A 20974-nucleotide genomic window follows, 5' to 3' on the forward strand; every position below is an offset into this window, starting at 1 on the left:
TATCCTCAGATATTCACAAAAATGAGAAAAAATACCGCTCATACGGCTTCACTACATCTTCACTTTATATTGATAAAATCATCTTCTTGCTTTTTAATAAATCTAAGTATATACTTTATAATTGTGTCTATTTTGTGTCGGAGTATCTCTTTCACTTTATTTTAATACCAATTCTGATTTTTACTTGCAGAGAAACTTTTCCATCTTTTCTATTATTATATGAGAATTGATGTACAAACCTTCCCCAAAGCAAAGTTTCCCCTGTTTTTCTTTCTCCTTTCCGCTTCTTTCTTTGAAAAAATATACACTACCATTTTTGCTTTCAAAAAGCTTCCGACTAACTATTTTTCATAATATTGCCAATAATTTCGGGCAATTTGTCTCTTTTTTTGTAGGAAACATTGCTTGTAAAGCAGAAACAAGGGATGTATAATAATGCAAAAAGGAGGGCAAAAAATGAAAACTTATGTATTTGATCATTACTATACATATCCTGAGCTGACGCAGACACTGCAGCAGCTGATGCAGGACTATCCTGATTTGATTCAGGTTGAGTCCATCTGCACCACTCCCGATCAGCACGAAGTATGGGCCGCTACGATCACCAACTTTGCCACCGGTGATCCTCTCAAAAAGCCTGCCTACTACGCGGACGGCAACCATCATGCCGGTGAGGTAACCGGTTCGATGGCTGCGCTGGGACTGATCGTCAAACTGGTTCAGGGATATGGCAATCAGGAAAATATCACCACTCTGCTCGACCACTCGACGGTTTATGTCATCCCGCGTATCAGTCCCGATGGTGCAGAGCTGATTCTGACCACACCGGAACAGTTCCGTTCGGTCAATCGTCCTTACCCTTATGATGAAATGACACCTGGACTGCATCCAAAAGATATGGATGGCGACGGTGTCATCCGCATGATGCGCGTCAAAGATGCAAACGGCGTCTGGAAACCAATGGACAAAGACCCGCGTATTTTGGTAAAACGTTCTCCGTCCGACTTCGGCGGCACCTATTATAATCTCTATCCAGAGGGCGAAATCCTTGGTTATGACGGTCTGCACATCCAGCCAGGCGAGGGCAAGTGGAATCTGGACTTCAACCGAAACTATCCGCTGGGATGGTTTCCGGAGTCTCGTCAGCCAGGTGCCGGCGCTTACCCGCTGAGCAATCCGGAAAACAAGGCTGTGGCAGAGTTTGTACTCTCCCATCCTAACATCTGCTGCGGCGTCACCTTCCACACCTCGGGCGGCTGCTACATCTATCCACCTGGCACAAAACCGGAAGCACAGGCAGACAGCCGTGACATGCGGATGTTCAAGGAAATCGGCGCCATGGCAACCGAAGAAACCGGCTACGGCTGCTTCAACATCTTCGATGCTTTTCTGACCGATACTGTCAACTACTCCTCCGGCGCCTTTGACGACTGGATGTATCAGTGCCAGGGCATCCCGACTTATACCGCTGAACTGTGGGATCTGGCGATCCGCGCCGGTGTTCCTGACGTTTATCCGCGCACTAAACCAGTTTCCGATCAGCAGCAGGCTGAAAATATCTATCTGTGCTATCAGTGGCTGGATGCCAACGCACAGAACAACCCTGTTCCTGCCATTCTTCCGTGGACCGAGTTTGAGCATCCGCAGCTCGGAACGGTCGAGATCGGCGGTCTGGACTTCAAATTCACCTGGCAGAACTGTCCTGTTGGATATTTGGAGCAGGAGGTGGAGAAGAACGTCAACTTCTGCCTGAGAATGGCCGCTACCCTGCCACACCTTCAGATCGAATCGTTTACCGCTGAAAAGCAGGCAGAGGGCGTTTACCAGATCACTGCCGTTGTCCGCAACGCCGGTTATCTGCCGACCTTTGTCTGCAACGAAGCAAAGACACTGCGGGTAGATCATCCTCTGAAGGCAAAACTGACCCTGGACGGAACCATCCTCACCGACACTCCCGAGGAAATCGGACATCTGGAAGGCTTCAGTGGTGTCAAGAACTACAAGCTGAACAACAATTCCTATGGATACAGCAATGTGAAAGCATACTACCAGCCGGAATATCTGAAGAAACTCAGCTGGATGGTTGCTGCTCCTGCCGGTACATCGGTCAGCCTCTGGGTAGGCAACGATAAGAGCGGATCTATAAGCGCTTCGATTACACTGTAACAACATCACCTGTATCATAGCAACAAAAAAGCTCACACGTTTTTGAACGTGTGAGCTTTTTTTGTTGCTATTGATTCGCCTCATGTTCTGCAGCGATCTTTTCCATTTCTTCGGTAGTATATCCTTCAGCATTGGTTTCCCAGTTTTTCATCTTCTCATTCTGGCAACCAAACATCGCCTTCATCTTGCTATACGGGTTGATTTTGGTCAGAACCCAACCAATATTATAGTAAGCTGGCATTGTTAATACGTGCTGAATCATATAAGCTTCTGCTTTCGCATAAGCCTCCAGTCGTGCATCCATATCATCGTGGATTGCATCGGCCGCTTCTACCAAACTCGTGTACTCTTTATAAGTATCCAACAGGTCTTTTGTTTTTTCGTTTTCTTCTACATCGTTGATATTAGAAACTGTTTTTGTGTAATATGCAGTATCATTTCCGTAAGTTTCCTGTCCAAGGTAATTTTGAGGATCGCCATAGTCTGCACCCCAACCGGAAATATTGATTGACTGCAGTTTCGGATTATAAACTTCCTGCGATGCACTGGAAACATATGTCTTAATATTCATCTGGACGAAATCGTCTCCCAAGCTATCCGAAATTGCCTGTTTCAAAACATTGGCACTGTCTAAGGCTGCCTGATTGCTGGCAGCGATATAATGATCTACCATTACTGGGAAAGTTACGCCTAAATCTGTTAATTCCTTGATTGCCTGCTGTTTATATTGAGCAAGTTTATCTGCATCCAATCTGGCAGGAGTCTCTCCATTTGCTTCTGGCAGACCCAATTCTTTTCTTATCAACTCTGTATAATCTGTTCCATCCGAGGTGTAAATCAATCCCTTCATGGAATAGAAATTGTTTTCGCAGCTCATCGGGTTGACTGCATTAGTTCTGCTGAAATAAGGTGTAAGATCAAGTCCATAATACCAGCAAAGTCGAAATGCTTCATTTGCAATCGCTGTATTCCAGTTTTCATCCGGAGTTCCATCTTCATTACGTTTATCATAATTAAAATGGAATTGGTAAGAACGGAAATCAGTCGGCCATTCAATCATCTGATTGTGGTATGTATTATTTTCATCACCATTGATCGTATTGACATTGCTCTCTGTCAATGAAACATAATCCAGTTCTCCCGATTGATACATCTGAAATGCAATATCGTTGGATTCCACCATTTTAATGGTAACAGTATTAAATCTCTTACAATCCTGATCCCAATATTTTGGGTTCTTGGTGAATACCTTTTCATTGCCTGGTACAAATGTTGTCATAAGATAGCAACCATTGTACCACATATTCTCATTGTTCATGCTTTTAACGCCATCAACACCCAGTTCATCTACCATTGCCTGAGAAAGTGGGTACATACCAGCCCAGATTGCAACAGTATCAAAATAGGTTTTTTCAGCGACACAACGATAGGTAATGGTATGTTCATCAGGTGTAGAAATTCCAACCATTTCCTGGAATTTAGAGCCTTCTCCGGCTGTTAATGCATAAGCTTCTTCCTGTGTCAGTGTCTTGGTATACTCATAATATTCCTTCGCACCATCAATCAATTCCATTGGCTGCGAAGTATGGGCTGATTCATTCTTATAGAAGTTCAGCACCCATTCCATACCAGTTGCAAAATCATAGGATGTGCAATCTGCTTTTTCATTTCCGTCAACGTCTACCCATTTTACTCCATCCCGGATCTTAAAAGTCCAACTCAAACCGTTGTCCTCTGTTCCCCAATCTTCTGCAATTGCCGGTACCAGCCTGCCATAAGAGTCAGCCTCCAGCAGGGCATCCCACATATTGGTCAAAAATTGTGTCTCCGCAGATAATTCCGAGTAAAGAATGTTAAATGTAGATAATTCCGATGTCGCTATTTTAGGAATGACCAAATCTTCAATTTCATTGAGATTTTCCTGTTCATCTACATCTGCTGTTGTCTGCGACGAGTCGCTTTGTTTCTCACCGGATGCAGTAGAACAACCACTCAACATCAAAGAACTTACCAACAATAAAGCTACCAACCTCCGAAACATTTTTTTCATTGCTCTTCCTCCTCACAAAATCTTTGATTTTTTAATTTTTTGTTCTTTAAAAATATTGTGGTTACTTTACTTACTTTAGGATAGCAAAAGAGGAATTAGTTGTCAATATATACAGTTAATATTCATTATTTAAACCAAAAACTGATTTAAAATCCTAATTAAAATGACAACTCCTTTTTTCTCCATCAATATCTATCTGTTTTAAAATAGCTTATTTAATAATAATAATAAAGTATTTGCTTTATTTTAAATAGAAAATAAAAGCAGGTCTACACCTGCTCTATTTTTAAATCTGTTTGAGAATAAACACCGGAATCGGAGGATTATTGGGACGGTTTGCAAACTCGGTAATCAGCACCGTGTACTGTTTGCTGTCGATGGTGCGGAAATACTCCATCAGTGCATCCTTTTCCTCAAAGCCGCTGTCTCCTCCATAGTAGACACACAGGCTCATCAGTCCACCTGGTTTGAGCAGCTTCAAGCCTTTTTCGATGGCAGGAATGCTGGTCGCCGGTGTAGTGAAGATGCTGTGATCTCCTCCTGGCAGATAGCCAAAATTAAAGGTGATGCAATCTACGCTCTCCGGCTGGGCATACTGATCCATATTGCTGTGGCTGTCCAGAATAACCTGAGCTATCTGCGCATAGCCTTGCTCCTGAAGCAGCTCGCGGGTGGAATCCACCGCCTGCTGCTGAATATCAAAGGCGATCACTCTGCCGCTCTCTCCCACCAGACTGCACAAAAAGGCGGTATCATGGCCTCGGCCTGCCGTGGCGTCGATACAGAAATCTCCCGCTTTCACCTTTTCTTCGATAATTTTATGGGCAACTCCCAGTGTGTTCAGCTTCACGTTTGTCGCTCTCCTTTTACTGACAAATTTATATTGTCTACATTATATCAGATTTCTTTTTCTCCTACAATTCTCTCCGGATTTTATTTCTGCTGACGATTTCACTCTTCATTTTTGTACCTGATAACTAATTTTGAAGCTTTCGGAGGATATTTCTCCATCTTCTCTGCCCCCAAATTTATTTTGTTTCTCCAAAAGGTGTATTGATTTTTGTGTAAATTGTGTATTTGTGTTAACTTTAACAATTATTTTTATGCTTGTTAAACAAATAACTTCATTGACAAAACCATTTCTCCATCCTATAATGAACTTGTCAAGTGAATCATTCGGATGAAGAAACCGAGAGATACCACCCGAAAGAGTGGAGCCAACGGGGAAAACACGCAAAATCTCTCTGGCAAAAGAATCGGTTTTGGACGAAACTTTGTAAAGCCGCAATTGCGGCACCAGGTATGCAACCTCAGGCAGGTCTTTGAGCAGAAACCGCCCGAGGGAATCTTACAAGGTCTTATTTAGCAGAGGCGTGGAGGTAAGGATACTTCTGTGCCTCTGCTTTCTTATACCCTGTTTTATTCTATCACTAAAAAAGGAGTGTTTTTTATGGAACTTAAAACGCCTTTATATGATGTTCATGTCGCTCTGGGTGGCAAGATCGTTCCCTTTGCCGGCTACCTGCTGCCGGTACAGTACCCAACTGGTGTCATCACCGAACACATGGCTGTCAGAGAAAAAGCCGGCCTGTTCGATGTTTCCCACATGGGTGAGATCGTCCTCTCCGGTCCGGATGCACTCAACAACGTCCAGATGCTGCTGACCAACAACTTCGACGATATGGAGGATGGTCAGGTTCGTTACAGCCCGATGTGCAACGACAAGGGCGGCGTTGTGGATGACCTCATCGTCTACCGCATCCGCAGCGACTGCTACATGATGGTTGTCAACGCTGCCAACCACGACAAAGACGCTGCATGGATCTCCTCTCACCTGACCGGCGACGTTCAGTTCGAGGACTACTCCGACCGCATTGCACAGGTTGCTCTTCAGGGCCCGCAGTCCGAAGCCATTCTGGAAAAGGTTTGTGCAAAGGAAAACATTCCTCCAAAATATTACACCTACACCAAGGATGTCGAGGTTGCAGGCTGCCGCAGCATCGTTTCCCGTACCGGTTACACCGGTGAGGACGGCTTCGAAGTTTACTGTGCAAAGGAAGATGCCGTCAAGGTTTGGAACGCACTGCTGGAAGCAGGCAAGGAAAATGGCCTGATCCCATGCGGACTGGGCGCAAGAGATACCCTGCGTCTGGAAGCAGGCATGCCGCTGTACGGACATGAGATGAACGACGAAATCACTCCAAAGCAGACCGGCCTTGGTATCTTCGTCAAGATGGATAAGCAAGACTTCATCGGCAAGAAAGCGATGGAGGAAATGGGAACTCCAACCGTTAAACGCTGCGGCCTGAAGATCACCGGTCGAGGCATCGCCCGTGAAAACTGCCCTGTTTATGTCGGCGACCGTCAGATCGGCCACACCACCTCCGGTACCCATTGTCCATACCTGGGCGGTGCTTATGCAATGGCCATCGTCGAAAAAGAGCCTGCTCCGCTGGGCAGCACCGTTGAGGTAGAGGTTCGCGGCAAACGCATCCCTGCCGAAGTTGTCAAAGTACAGTTCTACAAACGCTAAGCAAAAAGCATCTCTGCTTTTTTAAACGATACTAAACTACAAGATCATCTGATTCATACTGATTAAGGAGGACTTTTACTATGAGCAATCCAACCAATCTTCTTTACGCAAAATCTCACGAATGGGTACAGGATATGGGCGACGGCACCTACCGCATCGGTCTGACCGACTATGCACAGAAAGAGCTGGGTGACCTGGTATTCGTCAACCTCCCACAGGAAGGCGACGAAGTAGAAGTTGGCGCTGCCTTTGGCGACGTTGAATCGGTAAAAGCTGTTTCGGATGTATACAGCCCTGTTTCCGGCGTTGTCTGCGCTATCAACGAAGAGCTGCTCGACCATCCTGAAATGATCAACCAGGACGCTTATGGCGCATGGATGATCCAGGTCAACGAAGTTTCCGACAAAGAAGAACTGCTGTCCGCTGAAAGCTACGAGGCATTTTTGAGCGAGGAGGCATAATATGGGCTCTTACATTCCTTCCACTGTCAAAGAGCGGCAGGAAATGCTGGAGTCAATCGGACTGTCGTCCATTGACCAGCTGTTTTCCCACATTCCCGAGGAGCTGAAACTCGATCGGGAACTGGATCTTCCTTCCGGCAAGTCCGAGATGGAGGTCAGCCGCGTCATGAACAACATCGCTTCCCACAGCGTTGTATTCGACTCGATCTTCCGCGGCGCCGGCGCTTACGATCATTACATTCCTTCGATCGTTAAAAGCGTCACCGGCAAAGAGGAATTTGTCACTGCATACACTCCCTATCAGGCTGAAATCAGTCAGGGCGTTCTGCAGTCGATCTTTGAATATCAGACCATGATCTGCGAGCTGACCGGCATGGATGTTTCCAATGCTTCGGTCTACGACGGTGCTACCGCCGCTGCAGAAGCGGTCAATATGTGCTGCGAGCGCAGCCGTCAGGTTGTTTTCTGCTCGGAAGCTGCTCATCCTGACAACATCCGTGTCATCAAAACCTACTGCTGGGCTTCCGGTCATCAGCTGGTAATGGTTCCTGTCAAGGACGGCAAGACCGATCTTTCCCAGATTGCCGGACAGCTGGACAAAAAGACCGGCGCCTGCCTGTACATCCAGAGCCCGAACTTCTTCGGACAGATTGAGGATGTCCAGCAGGCTGCCGAACTGATCCACTCGGTCGGCGCAAAACTGATCTGCGCCTGCAACCCGATCGCACTGGGTCTGCTCAAGACTCCTGCGGAACAGGGTGCAGACATCGCCGTCGGCGAAGGCCAGCCGCTGGGCATGCCGCTCTCCTTTGGCGGTCCATACCTCGGCTTTATGGCAACCACCTCGGCTATGATGCGTAAGCTGCCAGGCCGCATCGTCGGTCAGACCACCGACGTTGACGGCAAACGCGCCTTTGTTCTGACTCTGCAGGCCAGAGAGCAGCACATCCGCCGCGAAAAAGCTTCCAGCAACATCTGCTCCAACCAGGCACTCTGTGCAATGACTGCTTCGGTTTATCTGGCAGCCGTTGGTCCGGACGGACTCAGACAGGCCGCCTGCAGCTGCTACCAGAAGGCACACTATCTGGCAGAACAGCTCAGCCAGATCGAAGGCGTATCGCTGCGCTACACCGGCAGCTTCTTCCATGAATTTGTCACCGACCAGCCGGATGCAGCCAAAGTGCTGGATGCTCTGCAGAAAGAGGGCATCCTCGGCGGTCTGCCTCTGGAAGATGGCGGTATCCTCTGGTGTGCAACCGAAAAGAACACCAAAGAGGACATCGACCGCGTTGTCGAAATCGTCAGAAAGGAGCTGATGTAATGCAACTGTTATTTGAACGCAGTCATAGCGGCAGAAAATGCACCATCCTGCCGGAATGTGACGTCTCTTATCAACTGCCGGATGCATCCCTTTGTCGGGCACAGGCTCCTCACCTGCCGCAGCTGAGCGAAAATGAGATCAGCCGACACTACACTGAACTTGCTAAGCAGACCCACGGCGTCAACGACGGCTTCTATCCGCTGGGCTCCTGCACTATGAAATACAATCCAAAGATTAACGACGAGATGGCTGCACTGCCAGGCTTTGCAAAGATCCATCCGCTCCAGCCGGAAGAAACCGCCCAGGGATGCCTGGAGGCTCTGTATCTGGCTGACCGCTACTTTGCCGAAATCACCGGCATGGATGCCATGACCTTCCAGCCGGCAGCAGGCGCTCACGGTGAGCTGACCGGTCTGATGCTCATCAAAGCCTACCATGAGTCGCGCGGCGACTTTGAACGTAAAAAGATTCTGGTTCCAGACTCGGCGCACGGTACCAACCCTGCCTCCGCTTCGATGGCTGGATTCCAGGTTGTCAGCATTCCTTCGCTGCCAAACGGCTGCGTCGATACCGAAGCGCTGCGCCAGGCTGCCGATGAACACACCGCCGGCCTGATGCTCACTAACCCGAACACCGTCGGTCTGTTCGACCTGAACATCTCCGAGATCACCAGCATTGTTCACAACGCCGGCGGTCTGTGCTACTACGACGGTGCAAACCTCAACGCCATCATGGGCATTGTTCGCCCAGGCGACATGGGCTTTGATGTGGTTCATCTGAACCTGCACAAAACCTTCTCCACTCCGCACGGAGGCGGCGGTCCTGGTTCCGGCGCTGTTGGATGCAAGGAGATGCTCAAACCCTTCCTGCCTTCTCCGGTAGTGACTAAGGATGAAAACGGCTACCATCTCTGCCGTTGCAATCCGCAGTCGATCGGTGCAGTCAAAGAGTTCTACGGCAACTTCCTGGTTGTCATCCGTGCGCTGACCTATGTGCTGACGCTGGGCAAAGAGGGCATTCCGGAGGCTTCCTCCAATGCCGTGCTCAACTGCAACTACATGATGTCCCACCTCAAGGATATCTACGAGATGGCATTCGATACCGGCTGCATGCACGAGTTTGTCATGACGCTGGAAAATCTGAAGAAGGAAAAGGACGTTTCCGCAATGGATGTTGCCAAAGCGCTGCTTGACAACGGCATCCATCCGCCGACAATGTACTTCCCTCTGATCGTCCACGAAGCACTGATGGTAGAGCCGACCGAGACCGAACCTCGCGAGGTGCTCGACCACGCCATCGAAGTATTCCGCAACATCTACGAGATGGCACAGACCGAACCGGAAAAGCTGCATGAAATGCCGCTGCACACTCCTGTTCGCCGTCTGGATGAAGTTGGCGCAGCAAGAAATCCACATCTGCGCTTTGAATTTTAAGTTTAAACTGTAACTACGGAGGTATTTCCCGATGATTGAACACCTGTCCTATGTGATTGGCAAATCGAAAAACCCTTATCTCAATCTTTCCATCGAGGAGTACCTCCTGGATACGGTGCGCCCAGGCCAGCTGATCCTGTATCTGTGGCAGAATGAACGCACCGTTGTCATCGGAAAAAATCAAAACGCCTGGAAAGAATGTCGTTTCCAGCAGCTCGAAGCCGACGGCGGGCATCTGGCCCGCCGTCTTTCGGGAGGCGGAGCGGTCTTTCATGACCTGGGCAATCTCAATTTTACCTTCCTGGTCTCCACCAAAGACTATGACCTTTCGCGTCAGATGTCCGTCATCCTCAAGGCAGTCCGAATCCTTGGCATCGACGCAGAAAAAACCGGACGCAACGACATCACCGTCGACGGAAAGAAATTTTCCGGCAATGCCTTCTGTCAGAAGGGAGAAAACTCCTATCACCACGGCACCTTGATGCTGCGGGTGAACAAGGAGCAGGTGGCACAGTACCTCAACGTTTCGGAAAAGAAGCTTCGCTCCAAAGGCGTTGCCTCGGTTTCCTCCCGCGTATGCAACCTGTGCGACTTTGTTCCCGACCTGACCGTCGAGCAGATGCAGCAGCAGCTTTTGCAGGCATTGGGCGAGGTGTACGGACACACGCCGGTGGCTCTGCGGGACGAGGATATCGACCACAAAAAGGTGATGGCGATGTACGAGCGCAATGCCTCCTGGGAATGGAAGTTCGGCAGAAAGCTGGCTTTCACCTGGGAAGCCGATGAACGCTTTGACTGGGGCGAGGTACAGCTGCAATTACAGGTTGACCAAGGAATGATCCAGGATGCTATCCTCTACTCCGACGCGCTGGATGCGCCGCTGATCGGCTCGGTGTCCGCTCATCTGACCGGATGCCGCATGGAACCAAAGGCGGTACAGCAGCGTCTTTTGCAAATCGACCACACCGAAGAACAACGTCAGATTCTGCTGGACATCGCCAGCCTGACCATGCAAAAAAGTTAGATGAACCATCTTTTGTACTACATCTGCCGAGGGGGATTTTAACATGAAACAATATCAACTGATCGTTATCGGCGCCGGCCCTGGCGGATATGAAGCCGCCATCCGCGCCGCACAGCTGGGTCTGCACACCGCACTGATTGAACGCCGTCAGGTCGGCGGCACCTGCCTCAACCGCGGCTGCATTCCTACCAAAACAATGCTGCACTCTGCGCAGCTTTACAAAGAAACAGCTCACTTCGAACTGTTTGGACTTCACACCGAAAACACGAGCTTTGACTGGGCAAAGATCCACCAGCGCAAAAATGACGTCGTTTCCAAGCTGCGCAGTGGAATCGAACAGCTTATCAAAGCAAATAAGATAGATTTTTTCAATACATCCGCTTCCATTCTTTCCCCACATGAGGTACAATTAGAGCAAGGGGAAGAAACGACTCTTTATGGAGACAACATTCTGATTGCAACCGGCTCGGTGCCATCCCGCCCACCCATCCCGGGACTTGACCTGCCAGGGGTCGTCACCAGTGATGAGCTGCTGGATGATCCGTCCTATGCGCAGACCGACAGCCTGCCAAAGGAAATTTTGATCATCGGCGGCGGCGTCATCGGCGTTGAGTTTGCAAGTGTGTTCTCCTCCTTTGGATGCAAAGTTACCATCGTGGAAGCGCTTGATCGTATCCTTTCCACCATGGACCGCGAGATCTCTCAGAATCTCAGCATGATTCTGAAAAAACGCGGCGTCGAAATCCATACTGGCGCCATGGTCGAAAGACTGGAGCAATCCGACGGCAAACTGGTCTGCCACTTCACCGAAAAGGAAAAGCCGCAGCAGATTTCCTCTCAGCAGATTCTGGTTGCGATTGGCCGCCGCGCCAACACTCAGGGGCTGTTCGGCAACGACTTTTCGGTCGAGATGGAGCGCGGACATATTGTAACCGATGAATCCTTCCGCACCAGCGTCGATTCGATCTATGCCATCGGAGATGTTTCTGCCAAGATTCAGCTTGCCCACATGGCAAGCGCACAGGGAATCTGTGCAGCACACATCATTGCGGGAAAAGTCCCACCGATCAACCTGCAGGCTGTTCCTGGCTGTATCTACACCGATCCGGAGATCGCATCGGTAGGTCTGAGCGAGGACGAAGCCAAAAAGCAAGGTATTCCGGTGAAGAAAGGCAAATTCATCATGTCCGGAAATGGAAGATCCATCATCGACGAACAGGAGCGCGGCTTCATCAAGGTTCTGGCTCATCAGGATACCGATGTCATTCTGGGTGCACAGCTGATGTGTTCCCGCGCAACCGACATCGTTTCCGAGTTGTCTACCGCCATTGTCAATGGTCTGACCGTTGATCAGCTGGCCGCAGTCATCCGTCCGCACCCAACCTTCTGTGAGGGTGTCACCGAGGCAGTCGAAGATGTTCACGGCATGGCAATTCATCTTGCACCAAAGAAACGCTAAATTCGTTCCCCAAACTTTATGAGAGTACTGCTCTCATTGTTCTTTGCCGGACGGACTTTGCCGTCCGTCCGGTTATTTTTATCTTAAGTTTCAAGGAGGCTCATTCTATGGTAAACGAAATCATGAATTTCATCGCACAGTACGATCCTGAAGTCGGCAACGCTATCAAAGCAGAATATGCCCGTCAGAAACGCAACATCGAGCTGATTGCTTCTGAAAATATCGTTTCTGAAGCTGTCATGGCTGCAATGGGCACCGTACTGACCAACAAATATGCCGAAGGTTTCCCTGGCAAACGCTACTACGGCGGCTGCGAATGTGTTGACGTTGTCGAAAACATCGCTATCGAGCGTGCTAAGAAGCTGTTTGGCGCTGAACATGCCTGTGTACAGCCTCACTCGGGTGCAAGCGCAAACCTGGCAGTTTATTTTGCGCTGATCAAACCAGGCGACACCGTATTGGGCCTCAATCTTGCACACGGCGGTCACCTGACCCACGGCAGCCCTGTCAACCTGTCGGGCAGCTACTACAACTTTGTTCCATACAGCCTGGATGATACCGAGCACATCAACTATGACAAGGTTCGTGAACTGGCTCTGGAACACAAACCAAAACTGATCGTTGCCGGCGCTTCCGCTTATCCGCGTGAGATCCGCTTTGATAAATTTGCAGAGATCGCCCATGAAGTTGGCGCATATCTGTTTGTCGATATGGCACACATCGCTGGTCTGGTTGCAGCAGGCCTGCATCAGAACCCTGTTCCATACGCTGATGTTGTTACCACCACCACCCACAAAACCCTGCGCGGTCCTCGCGGCGGCCTGATCCTGTGCAAGGAAGCTCTTGCAAAACAGATCAACAAAGCGGTATTCCCAGGTACACAGGGCGGTCCTCTGGAGCACATCATCGCTGCTAAGGCTGTCTGCTTCGGCGAAGCACTCAAACCGGAATTTAAAGCATATCAGCAGCAGGTTATCAACAACGCACAGGCTTTTGCAAAAGCACTGATGGATCAGGGCTTCCGTCTTGTTTCCGGTGGCACAGATAACCATCTGATTCTGATCGACCTGCAGAACATGAACATCACCGGTAAAGAGCTGGAAAAACGTCTGGATGAGGTTTATATCACCGCAAACAAGAATGCTATCCCGAACGATCCAACCAGCCCGTTCATCACCAGCGGTCTGCGTGTTGGCACTCCTGCTGTCACCACCCGTGGCTTCAAAGAAGAGGACATGGTTGAGGTTGCCAAGTTCATCAAATGGGCAGCTACCGACTTTGAAGCAAAAGCAGATGAAATCCGTGCCGGTGTCACCGCACTTTGCAGCAAATACCCAATCTACGAATAATCGTATCCACATTGGAGGACCGGACAAGTTTCCGGTCCTCTTTTTTTCTTTATACAAACTTCTTTAGGCATCACACAAAAGCCCTCTCTTTCCTTCTGACATCATCTTTTCAGGTGCGGTACCCTTTTTCCTGCTTCCTGATGATAAAGGCTGCACAGAGCTTTCCTCTTGCGCTAAAAGGATTTTGCCTTTATCACATTGAAGGCAAGCACAAAAAAGAGACTTGCAAATTGCAAGTCTCTTTTTTTATCTGTTTTATGCGTTGTAAGCAGCAGCGATTTCTGCCATCTCTTCGGTGGTGTAACCGTCTGCATTGGTTTCCCAATTCTTCATCTTACCGTTGACGCATCCATACATTGCGTTGATCTTGCTGTATGGGTTGATCTTGGTCAGACACCAGCCTACATCATAGTAGTGTGGGAAGCACAGTGCGTGGCTGATCATATAAGCTTCTGCCTCAGCAAATGCCTGGTATCTTGCATCCAGATCATCGTTGATCTCGTTGGCTGCCTCTACCATGCTGGTAAACTCTCTGTAGGTATCCAGCAGTGCTTTGGTGTTTTCATTTTCCTGAACGTCGTCGATGTAGGAATACTGTCTTGCATAGTATGCGTTGTCGTATCCCATGATCTCCTGACCAAGGTAGTTCTGTGGATCGCCATAGTCAGCGCCCCAACCGTTGACTACGATCGAATGTTTCTTCGCATTGTAAACTTCCTGTGTGGAGCTCTGTACATAGGTCAGAATGTTCAGAGTGACATAATCGTCGCCCAGGCAGTCGGAGAATACCTGTTTGAGAACGTTTGCGCTGTCCAGCATGGTCTGGTTGCTGCCCTGGATGTAGTAGTCAATCTCTACTGGGAAGGTAACGCCTGCTGCGGTCAGCTCTTCGATTGCCTGCTGTTTGTACTGTTCTGCTTTTTCAGGGTCCAGTCTGACAGGAGTTTCGCCGTTTGGTTCCGGCAGACCCAGAGCTTCTCTTACAAGGTCAACATAGTCGGTGCCGTCGCTGGTATAGCACAGGCCCTTCATGGTGTAAGCATTGTTTTCGCAGCTCATTGGGTTGATTGCATTGGTTCTCTTCCAGTGATTGGTCAGATCCAGTCCATAGTACCAGGACAGACGGAATGCTTCGTTGGCAACTGCAAGGTTCCAGTTGGTATCTGGAGTGCCGTCTTCATTCATCTTATCAAAGTTAAAGTGAATCTGCCAGGAGTATTTAGTAGGCATCTTCTCTACCAGATAATCATAGTACTGGTTGCTTGGATCATTGTAGATGGTGTTCAGGTTACCTTCGCTCAGTGCGATTTCATCAATTTCACCATTCTGATACAGCTGGAAAGCAACGTCGACCGATTCTACCATCTTTGTGGTGACGGTATCAAACAGTTTGCAGTCCTGATCCCAATAGGTTGGGTTTTTGGTCAGAACCTTTTCGTTGTTCTGAACATAGGTGGTCATGGTGTAGCAGCCATTGTACCACATTGTTTCGTTGTCCATTGCCTTGAAGCCATCAACACCCAGTTCGTCGATTACAGCCTGGGAGGCTGGGAACAGACATGCATAGGTTGCAACCGAGTCAAAGTATGGCTTTGGAGCGGTGCAGTGATAAACGATGGTGTAATCGTCTGGAATTTCCATGCCGACCATTTCCAGGAACTTGGAGCCTTCTCCTGCGGTCAGTGCATAGGCTTCTTCTTTGCTCAGAGATTTTGTATATTCGTAGTATTCCTCAGCGCCCTCGATCATTTCCAGAGGCATAGAGGTGTTGACAGAGTCATTTTTATGGAAGTTAAGTACCCATTCCAGACCGGTTGCAAAGTCCCAGGCGTTGCAGTCTGCTTTTTCCTGTGCATTGACATCGACCCATTTAACGCCTTCACGCAGTTTAAAGGTCCATGTTTTTCCGCCATCCTCGGTGCCCCAGTCTTCTGCAATACATGGTACCAGCTTGCCGTGTGCATCAGCTTCCAGCAAGCCGTCCACCATATTACAAAGAACGTCAAATTCCTTCTGGCTCTGGCTTCCCAGAATGTTAAAGCTTTCAATCTCGTTTACGCCCAGCTGATAAGTATACAGGTCCTTAATCTCGTTGTCTGCGCTTGTGGATTCTGTTGTTTCTTCTTTTTCGGTGTTCTCTTCTGTTGTGGTGTTTTCGTTGTTATCGGTGGTTTCTGTTTCGCCGGATGTTGTTCCACATCCACTCAATACGAGTGCTGCTGTCAAAAGCAGCGCCAACCATTTGGATACTGTTTTTTTCATAATATTAATTCTCCTTCAAAATCAAAAATAATTTCCTGCCTCTTTAAATTTCACCTTCCTAAAAGAAGATTGAACGGGCTAAAAACGGATGCGTCGCTCAAAAATTCAGTTTTTGTTCTGTTCCTTTTCATTTAATAGTTTAAATAATACCAAACAGTTCACATTTCGTCAATAGTTATTCGAATATTTATATTATTTTTTGTGAATTCTCCAGTTTTATTTTGTATATTTTATATATATCATCAAGAATTTATTCGCTTTTGGAGAAAAATCCAATGCATGTAATAAACTAAAATCCTGCAAAATCCCCTTATTTTTGACTTTTTCCTCCATTTTGCAATTTCATGTTTTAAAACAATTTTATAAATATTTTTATAATAAAACAAGTTCTCTTGCTAAAAAGGATCTTAAAGTTTTTAGTACAGTGTAAAAACAAATAATGGCAAATAAAGCCCCAGAACCACACAGGATGGTTCTGGGGCTTTTATAGCTGTTATTGCTGTGAATATGCTGCGATCTGATCTGCAACGCCTTTATCTTCGGAGGTATAGCCGTTAACATTGGTATCCCAGTTCTTCATCTTGTTGTTCTGAATACCGAACATTGCGTTCATCTTGGTGTCGTTGTCGATCTTGGTCAGGGACCAGCCAACACCATAGTTACATGGCAGTACCAGTACATGCTCCAGCATGTAAGCCTCTGCTTTTGCATAAGCTGCATAACGCGCATCCAGATCGTCGGTGATCTCGTCTGCAGCCTCTACCAATGCAGTATACTCTTTATAGGTTGCCAGTAGCTCTTTGTTTGCCTCGGTCTCCTCAGAAACTTCGTTGACAAAGGAGTAGTTTGCAGAATAGTCTGCGTTGTCATAGCCGTACATTTCCTGTCCCAGGAAGTTCTGTGGATCGCCATAGTCTGCGCCCCAGCCATTGGAAACGAAGGACTGGAGATGTGGGTCAAGGACTTCCTGACGCAGGCTCTTGATATAGGTCTTGATATTCAGCTGAACAAAGTCGTCGCCCAGGCTGTCAGAGAATGCCTGTTTGAGCACGTTTGCGCTGTCCAGAGCGGTCTGGTTGGAAGCGATGATGTAGTAATCAATCTGTACTGGGAAGGTGACGCCAAGTGCTGTCAGCTCCTCAATCGCCTGCTGTTTATACTGCTCTGCCTTTTCTGCATCCACTCTTGCTGGTGTTTCACCGTTGCTTTCCGGCAGACCCAGTTCCTGTCTTACCAGTTCGGTGTAGTCGGTACCGTCACTGGTGTAGCACAGGCCCTTCATGGTGTAGAAGTTGTTTTCGCAAGCCATTGGGTCGATCGCGTTGGTTCTCTTCCAATAATCTTTCAGGTTCAGACCATAGTACCAGGATTTACGGAAAGCCTCGTTGGCAATGGCTGTATTCCAGTTGTCGTCCGGAGCTCCATCCTCAGTCTTTTTGTTGTAGTTAAAGTGGAACTGATAGGAATGTTTGGATGGTACAGCCGGTACCATATAGTCATACATCTCGTCATCAGGGTTTTTAGCGATGGTGTTGATCTGTGCTTCACCCAGGCCGACGGAATCCAGCTCACCGCTTTCATACAGCTGGAATGCAACATCGTTGGATTCTACCATTCGGAAGGTAACCGTATCAAACAGCTTACAATCCTGATCCCAGTAGGTTGGGTTCTTGGTATAAATCTTTTCATTTCCCTGCAAGTAAGAGGTCATGGTGTAGCAGCCGTTGTACCACATCTGTGTGTTGTCCATCGCTTTGAAGCCGTCGATACCCAGCTCATCAATCAGTGTCTGAGATGCTGGATACAGCGAGTTGTAGGTTGCCAGCGAATCAAAGTATGGCTTTGGAGCTAGGCAGTGATAAACCAGTGTGTAGTCGTCCGGTGCTTCGATACCGACTGTCTCCAGGAACTTGGAGCCTTCCGCAGCATTGAGCTCATAAGCTTCTTCCTTGGACAGGCTCTTGGTATATTCATAATATTCCTCTGCGCCTTCGATCATCTCCAGAGGCATCGAGGTATTGGAAGAATCGTTTTTATGGAAGTTGAGCACCCATTCCAAACCGGTGACAAAGTCCTGCGCTGTGCAGTCTGCTTTTTCCTGCGCATTTACATCGACCCATTTGACACCTTCACGCAGATGGAAAGTCCAGGTCAGTCCGCCGTCCTCGGTTCCCCAATCTTCTGCAATCGCCGGAACCAGCTTACCTTCGTGGTCAACTTCCAGCAGACCGTCCACCAGATTGGTCAGGTTTTCGCTGTCCTCTGCCCTCTGTGCATACAGAATGTTAAAGGTTTCAAGCTCACGGCTGACAAGTACTGGGATAACCAGATCTTTAATCTCTGCGCTTTCCTGTTGTTCCTGTTCGCCGCCGTTTTCTCCTTCGGCACCGGTGCTGCCGCCCGAACAACCTGTCAAAACCATCGCTGCTGTCAAAAGCAGTGCCAACCATTTGGATATTGTTTTTTTCATAATTCTTCTCTCTCCTTCTTTGTGGTTATAATTGAATCAGCGAATTTTTATCACACCTCCAAATCTATAACAAATATGAATAATTTTAAAAAATATTGCTTATTTTTTATCAATTTTTATTTTTCATTTAATTTAATTTCATTTTATCAAACTATTTTTGAGGTGTCAATACAGTTTTATCACTTTGTTCTAATTTTTACAACAATTTCAAAAAATTCTGGTTGTTTTGCTTAATTTGGTGAATTACTTCTTTTTATTTTCATTTTGTAAAAAATAATACTAAGATAAATTCATTCCAGTACATATCCCATCTTCACTTGAGCATCAAAAAAAGACCTGCTTTTCCATAAGCAGGTCTTTTTTTGATGCTGTATATTTTATCAAGCCATTTTTAAAACTGAAAGCGGTTAAACTGCAGTTGCTCATCAAATACGCGATCAACCACACCGTCGATCACCGTGACGACCATCTCGCAGGTGACGCTGATCTTCGCCCACTTGAGGTGGCCGCCTACTACCCTTCCATCCATTCCGCCGGCGCTCATGTGCAGATGTGCATAGTATTCGCCGTTCATGGTATTGATGGTGCCGGTCAACGACACGATCTCATGATCTCCCTGAAAGTGGTTGGGACAGAATACTTTTTCTTTGGTATCAAAGACACCGGCCTCAAAGTCATCGGTCGCTCCCAGAGCACTGACCTGTGCCAGCTTGATGTTTTCTTTCAGAGCAACCTGTTTGAGCTGCTCATAAATTTCCTCTCCACGGTCCATACGAATAACAATCTGATTGCCAAAGCGTTTGTACTCCATTTATAATTCCTTCTTTCCCATCAAATCCTGCAGCTGCTGCAACATCTGCTGCGGATAATTCCGATCCTGACGGTCGGGACGAACAAGCACAGATGGCGCCTGTTCCTCCTCTGCACACAGCAGCAGACTTCCAACCACCTGATCCTCCATATCCACTGCCAAATAGAGGATTTCCTGCGCGCCATCAAGGCCCAGCATCCGGTCCTGCAGCTTCTCCAGCCATTCATAATAATCGTTTTCCAGCTGTTCCCTGCACAGGTGCATGCAGCTTCGTCCCTGCTCCTCGAATGCCTGTACATATTCTATCAATGCCCGCTGCATTCCCTCGGTGGGCAGAACCAGCTGAATCCAATCCATCATCGGCAGTCCTTTCTGTTCTGAGCGCCGCGGCGAACACGTTTGACAGGGACAATCTGCTCGACGGCGTGGTCAAGAAAGACAATGCCGTCCAGGTGCTCCAGTTCATGACAGAAGCACTGCGCCATCAATCCTTCTCCAGTGAGGGTGATCGGTGTTCCATATTCGTCCAGTGCTTCCACTGTCACCTTCTGTGGACGGCGTGTTCTGACCCAGCGATCAGGGAAGCTCAAACAGCCTTCCTCGCAGAGCTGTTCTCCTTCGCTGGTGACAATTTTGGGATTCACCAGCTTGAGCACACCGCCGCTGAGCTCTCCCAGGTCGATCACCACCAGACGCTTGCTGATGCCGACCTGTGGTGCGGCAATGGCAGCGCCGTTGTCGGTGGCGTGCAGTGTCTGGGTCATGTCGTCGAGCAGGCTGCGGATGTGGTCGTCCACCACTGCCACCTCTTTGCAGCGGCGGCGCAGAATCGGGTCATTGTTAATGCGAATTGCTCTGAGTGCCATGATGTCCTCCTATGCTCCAAATTCAGCGTTGAGATCGTCCTCAATCTGCTGCATTGCGGTCAGTGTGCGCTGCAGCAGGTCGTCCAACTCCCAACCCAGCATCTCTGCACCCTGCTGGATTACCTCACGGGAGCAGCCGGCTGCAAAGCGTTTGTCCTTAAACTTTTTCTTGAGCGATTTTAACTCCATATCCTTGGTGCTTTTGGACGGACGCATCAGTGCTGCTGCACCGATCAGACCGGTCAGCTCGTCGGTAGCGAACAGCACCTTTTCCATCTCGTGCTCCGGCTGAATATCACTGACCAGACCATAGCCGTGGCTGGCAGTGGCATGGATGACCTCTTCCTCCAGTCCTGCCTGGCGCATCAGCTCTCGGCTCTTGACACAATGCTCCTCGGGATACATTTCAAAGTCGAGGTCGTGCAGCAGGCCCACAACGCCCCAGAAATCCTCATCCTCTCCATAACCCAGTTCACGGGCAAAATAGCGCATAACGCCTTCTACAGTGCGTGCATGGCGAAGATGAAATGGGTCCTTGTTATATTGTTTGAGCAGCTCATAGGCCTGCTCATGGGTGTATGATGTTTTCATTGTCCTCTGTCCTTTCCGTCCTGCTGTCCGCAGTTTTCTTTATTATAGACTTTCTTTTGCAAGGATGCAATATCAACACCTCCTCTGACGGTGGATAACAAAGCCAAAGCGCCGGTGCAAGCTTTGCACCGGCGCTTTGGTTCACAATCATTCGGACAAATCTCAGGCGGAAACAAAC

16 protein-coding genes and 1 riboswitch are annotated in these 20974 nt (G+C 48.3%); of the genes, 8 read left to right on the plus strand and 8 right to left on the minus strand.

Annotated features, from left to right (window positions below; translation table 11 throughout):
* Positions 1-456 precede the first annotated feature (456 nt).
* Positions 457-2166, plus strand: a complete 1710-nt coding sequence (locus Q0L39_RS02955; RefSeq protein WP_296626844.1) for a M14 family metallopeptidase — start codon at positions 457-459, stop codon at positions 2164-2166.
* Positions 2167-2233: 67 nt separating this feature from the next.
* Here Q0L39_RS02955 and Q0L39_RS02960 read toward each other — a convergent pair whose 3' ends face one another.
* Together Q0L39_RS02960 and Q0L39_RS02965 are read right to left on the minus strand one after the other, a co-directional pair.
* Entirely contained in the window at positions 2234-4216 is a 1983-nt protein-coding gene (locus Q0L39_RS02960; RefSeq protein WP_296626845.1) for an ABC transporter substrate-binding protein, read from the minus strand.
* A gap of 286 nt (positions 4217-4502) precedes the next feature.
* On the minus strand, positions 4503-5066 hold the full coding sequence (locus Q0L39_RS02965) for a class I SAM-dependent methyltransferase (protein ID WP_296626846.1): 564 nt from the start codon (positions 5064-5066) through the stop codon (positions 4503-4505).
* A 330-nt stretch (positions 5067-5396) separates the two neighbouring features.
* A riboswitch (glycine riboswitch) is annotated at positions 5397-5485 on the plus strand.
* A gap of 181 nt (positions 5486-5666) precedes the next feature.
* On the opposite strand from Q0L39_RS02965, the gene gcvT reads away from it, so the two are divergent.
* From gcvT to glyA, 7 genes are all read left to right on the plus strand, one after another.
* On the plus strand, positions 5667-6749 hold the full coding sequence (gcvT, locus tag Q0L39_RS02970; protein ID WP_296626847.1) for a glycine cleavage system aminomethyltransferase GcvT: 1083 nt from the start codon (positions 5667-5669) through the stop codon (positions 6747-6749).
* Between the two features lie 80 nt (positions 6750-6829).
* Positions 6830-7210 (plus strand): glycine cleavage system protein GcvH, encoded by a 381-nt coding sequence (gene gcvH, locus Q0L39_RS02975; RefSeq protein WP_296626848.1) that lies wholly within the window; start codon positions 6830-6832, stop codon positions 7208-7210.
* Position 7211: 1 nt separating this feature from the next.
* On the plus strand, positions 7212-8531 hold the full coding sequence (gene gcvPA, locus Q0L39_RS02980) for an aminomethyl-transferring glycine dehydrogenase subunit GcvPA (RefSeq protein ID WP_296626849.1): 1320 nt from the start codon (positions 7212-7214) through the stop codon (positions 8529-8531).
* Positions 8531-9964 (plus strand): aminomethyl-transferring glycine dehydrogenase subunit GcvPB, encoded by a 1434-nt coding sequence (gcvPB, locus tag Q0L39_RS02985; protein WP_296626850.1) that lies wholly within the window; start codon positions 8531-8533, stop codon positions 9962-9964. Before gcvPA ends, gcvPB begins: the two co-directional genes overlap by 1 nt.
* Before the next feature lie 31 nt (positions 9965-9995).
* Positions 9996-10988 carry a lipoate--protein ligase gene (locus tag Q0L39_RS02990; RefSeq protein ID WP_296626851.1) on the plus strand — a complete coding sequence of 331 codons (993 nt, stop codon included), beginning with the start codon at positions 9996-9998 and terminating at the stop codon, positions 10986-10988.
* A gap of 43 nt (positions 10989-11031) precedes the next feature.
* Positions 11032-12447 carry a dihydrolipoyl dehydrogenase gene (gene lpdA / locus Q0L39_RS02995; RefSeq protein ID WP_296626852.1) on the plus strand — a complete coding sequence of 472 codons (1416 nt, stop codon included), beginning with the start codon at positions 11032-11034 and terminating at the stop codon, positions 12445-12447.
* A gap of 107 nt (positions 12448-12554) precedes the next feature.
* Positions 12555-13796, plus strand: coding sequence for a serine hydroxymethyltransferase (glyA, locus tag Q0L39_RS03000; RefSeq protein ID WP_296626853.1), 1242 nt, complete (start codon positions 12555-12557; stop codon positions 13794-13796).
* Between the two features lie 255 nt (positions 13797-14051).
* Here glyA and Q0L39_RS03005 read toward each other — a convergent pair whose 3' ends face one another.
* The 6 genes from Q0L39_RS03005 to Q0L39_RS03030 form a co-directional block, all read right to left on the minus strand.
* Complete coding sequence (locus Q0L39_RS03005) at positions 14052-16058, minus strand: ABC transporter substrate-binding protein (RefSeq protein WP_296626854.1); 2007 nt, start codon at positions 16056-16058, stop codon at positions 14052-14054.
* 493 nt (positions 16059-16551) lie between these two features.
* Positions 16552-18528 carry an ABC transporter substrate-binding protein gene (locus tag Q0L39_RS03010; RefSeq protein ID WP_296626855.1) on the minus strand — a complete coding sequence of 659 codons (1977 nt, stop codon included), beginning with the start codon at positions 18526-18528 and terminating at the stop codon, positions 16552-16554.
* 391 nt (positions 18529-18919) lie between these two features.
* A complete protein-coding gene (locus Q0L39_RS03015; RefSeq protein WP_296626856.1) occupies positions 18920-19339 on the minus strand; it encodes a PPC domain-containing DNA-binding protein in 420 nt (139 codons plus the stop codon).
* Complete coding sequence (locus Q0L39_RS03020) at positions 19340-19699, minus strand: hypothetical protein (RefSeq protein WP_296626857.1); 360 nt, start codon at positions 19697-19699, stop codon at positions 19340-19342. It abuts the gene before it with no gap.
* Positions 19696-20205 (minus strand): peptide deformylase, encoded by a 510-nt coding sequence (def, locus tag Q0L39_RS03025; protein ID WP_296626858.1) that lies wholly within the window; start codon positions 20203-20205, stop codon positions 19696-19698. The genes Q0L39_RS03020 and def overlap by 4 nt, the downstream gene beginning before the upstream one ends.
* 9 nt (positions 20206-20214) lie before the next feature.
* Complete coding sequence (locus tag Q0L39_RS03030; RefSeq protein WP_296626859.1) at positions 20215-20796, minus strand: HD domain-containing protein; 582 nt, start codon at positions 20794-20796, stop codon at positions 20215-20217.
* Positions 20797-20974 lie beyond the last annotated feature (178 nt).

It is taken from the genome of uncultured Negativibacillus sp. (assembly GCF_944388365.1).
GTDB lineage: Bacteria > Bacillota > Clostridia > Oscillospirales > Ruminococcaceae > Negativibacillus.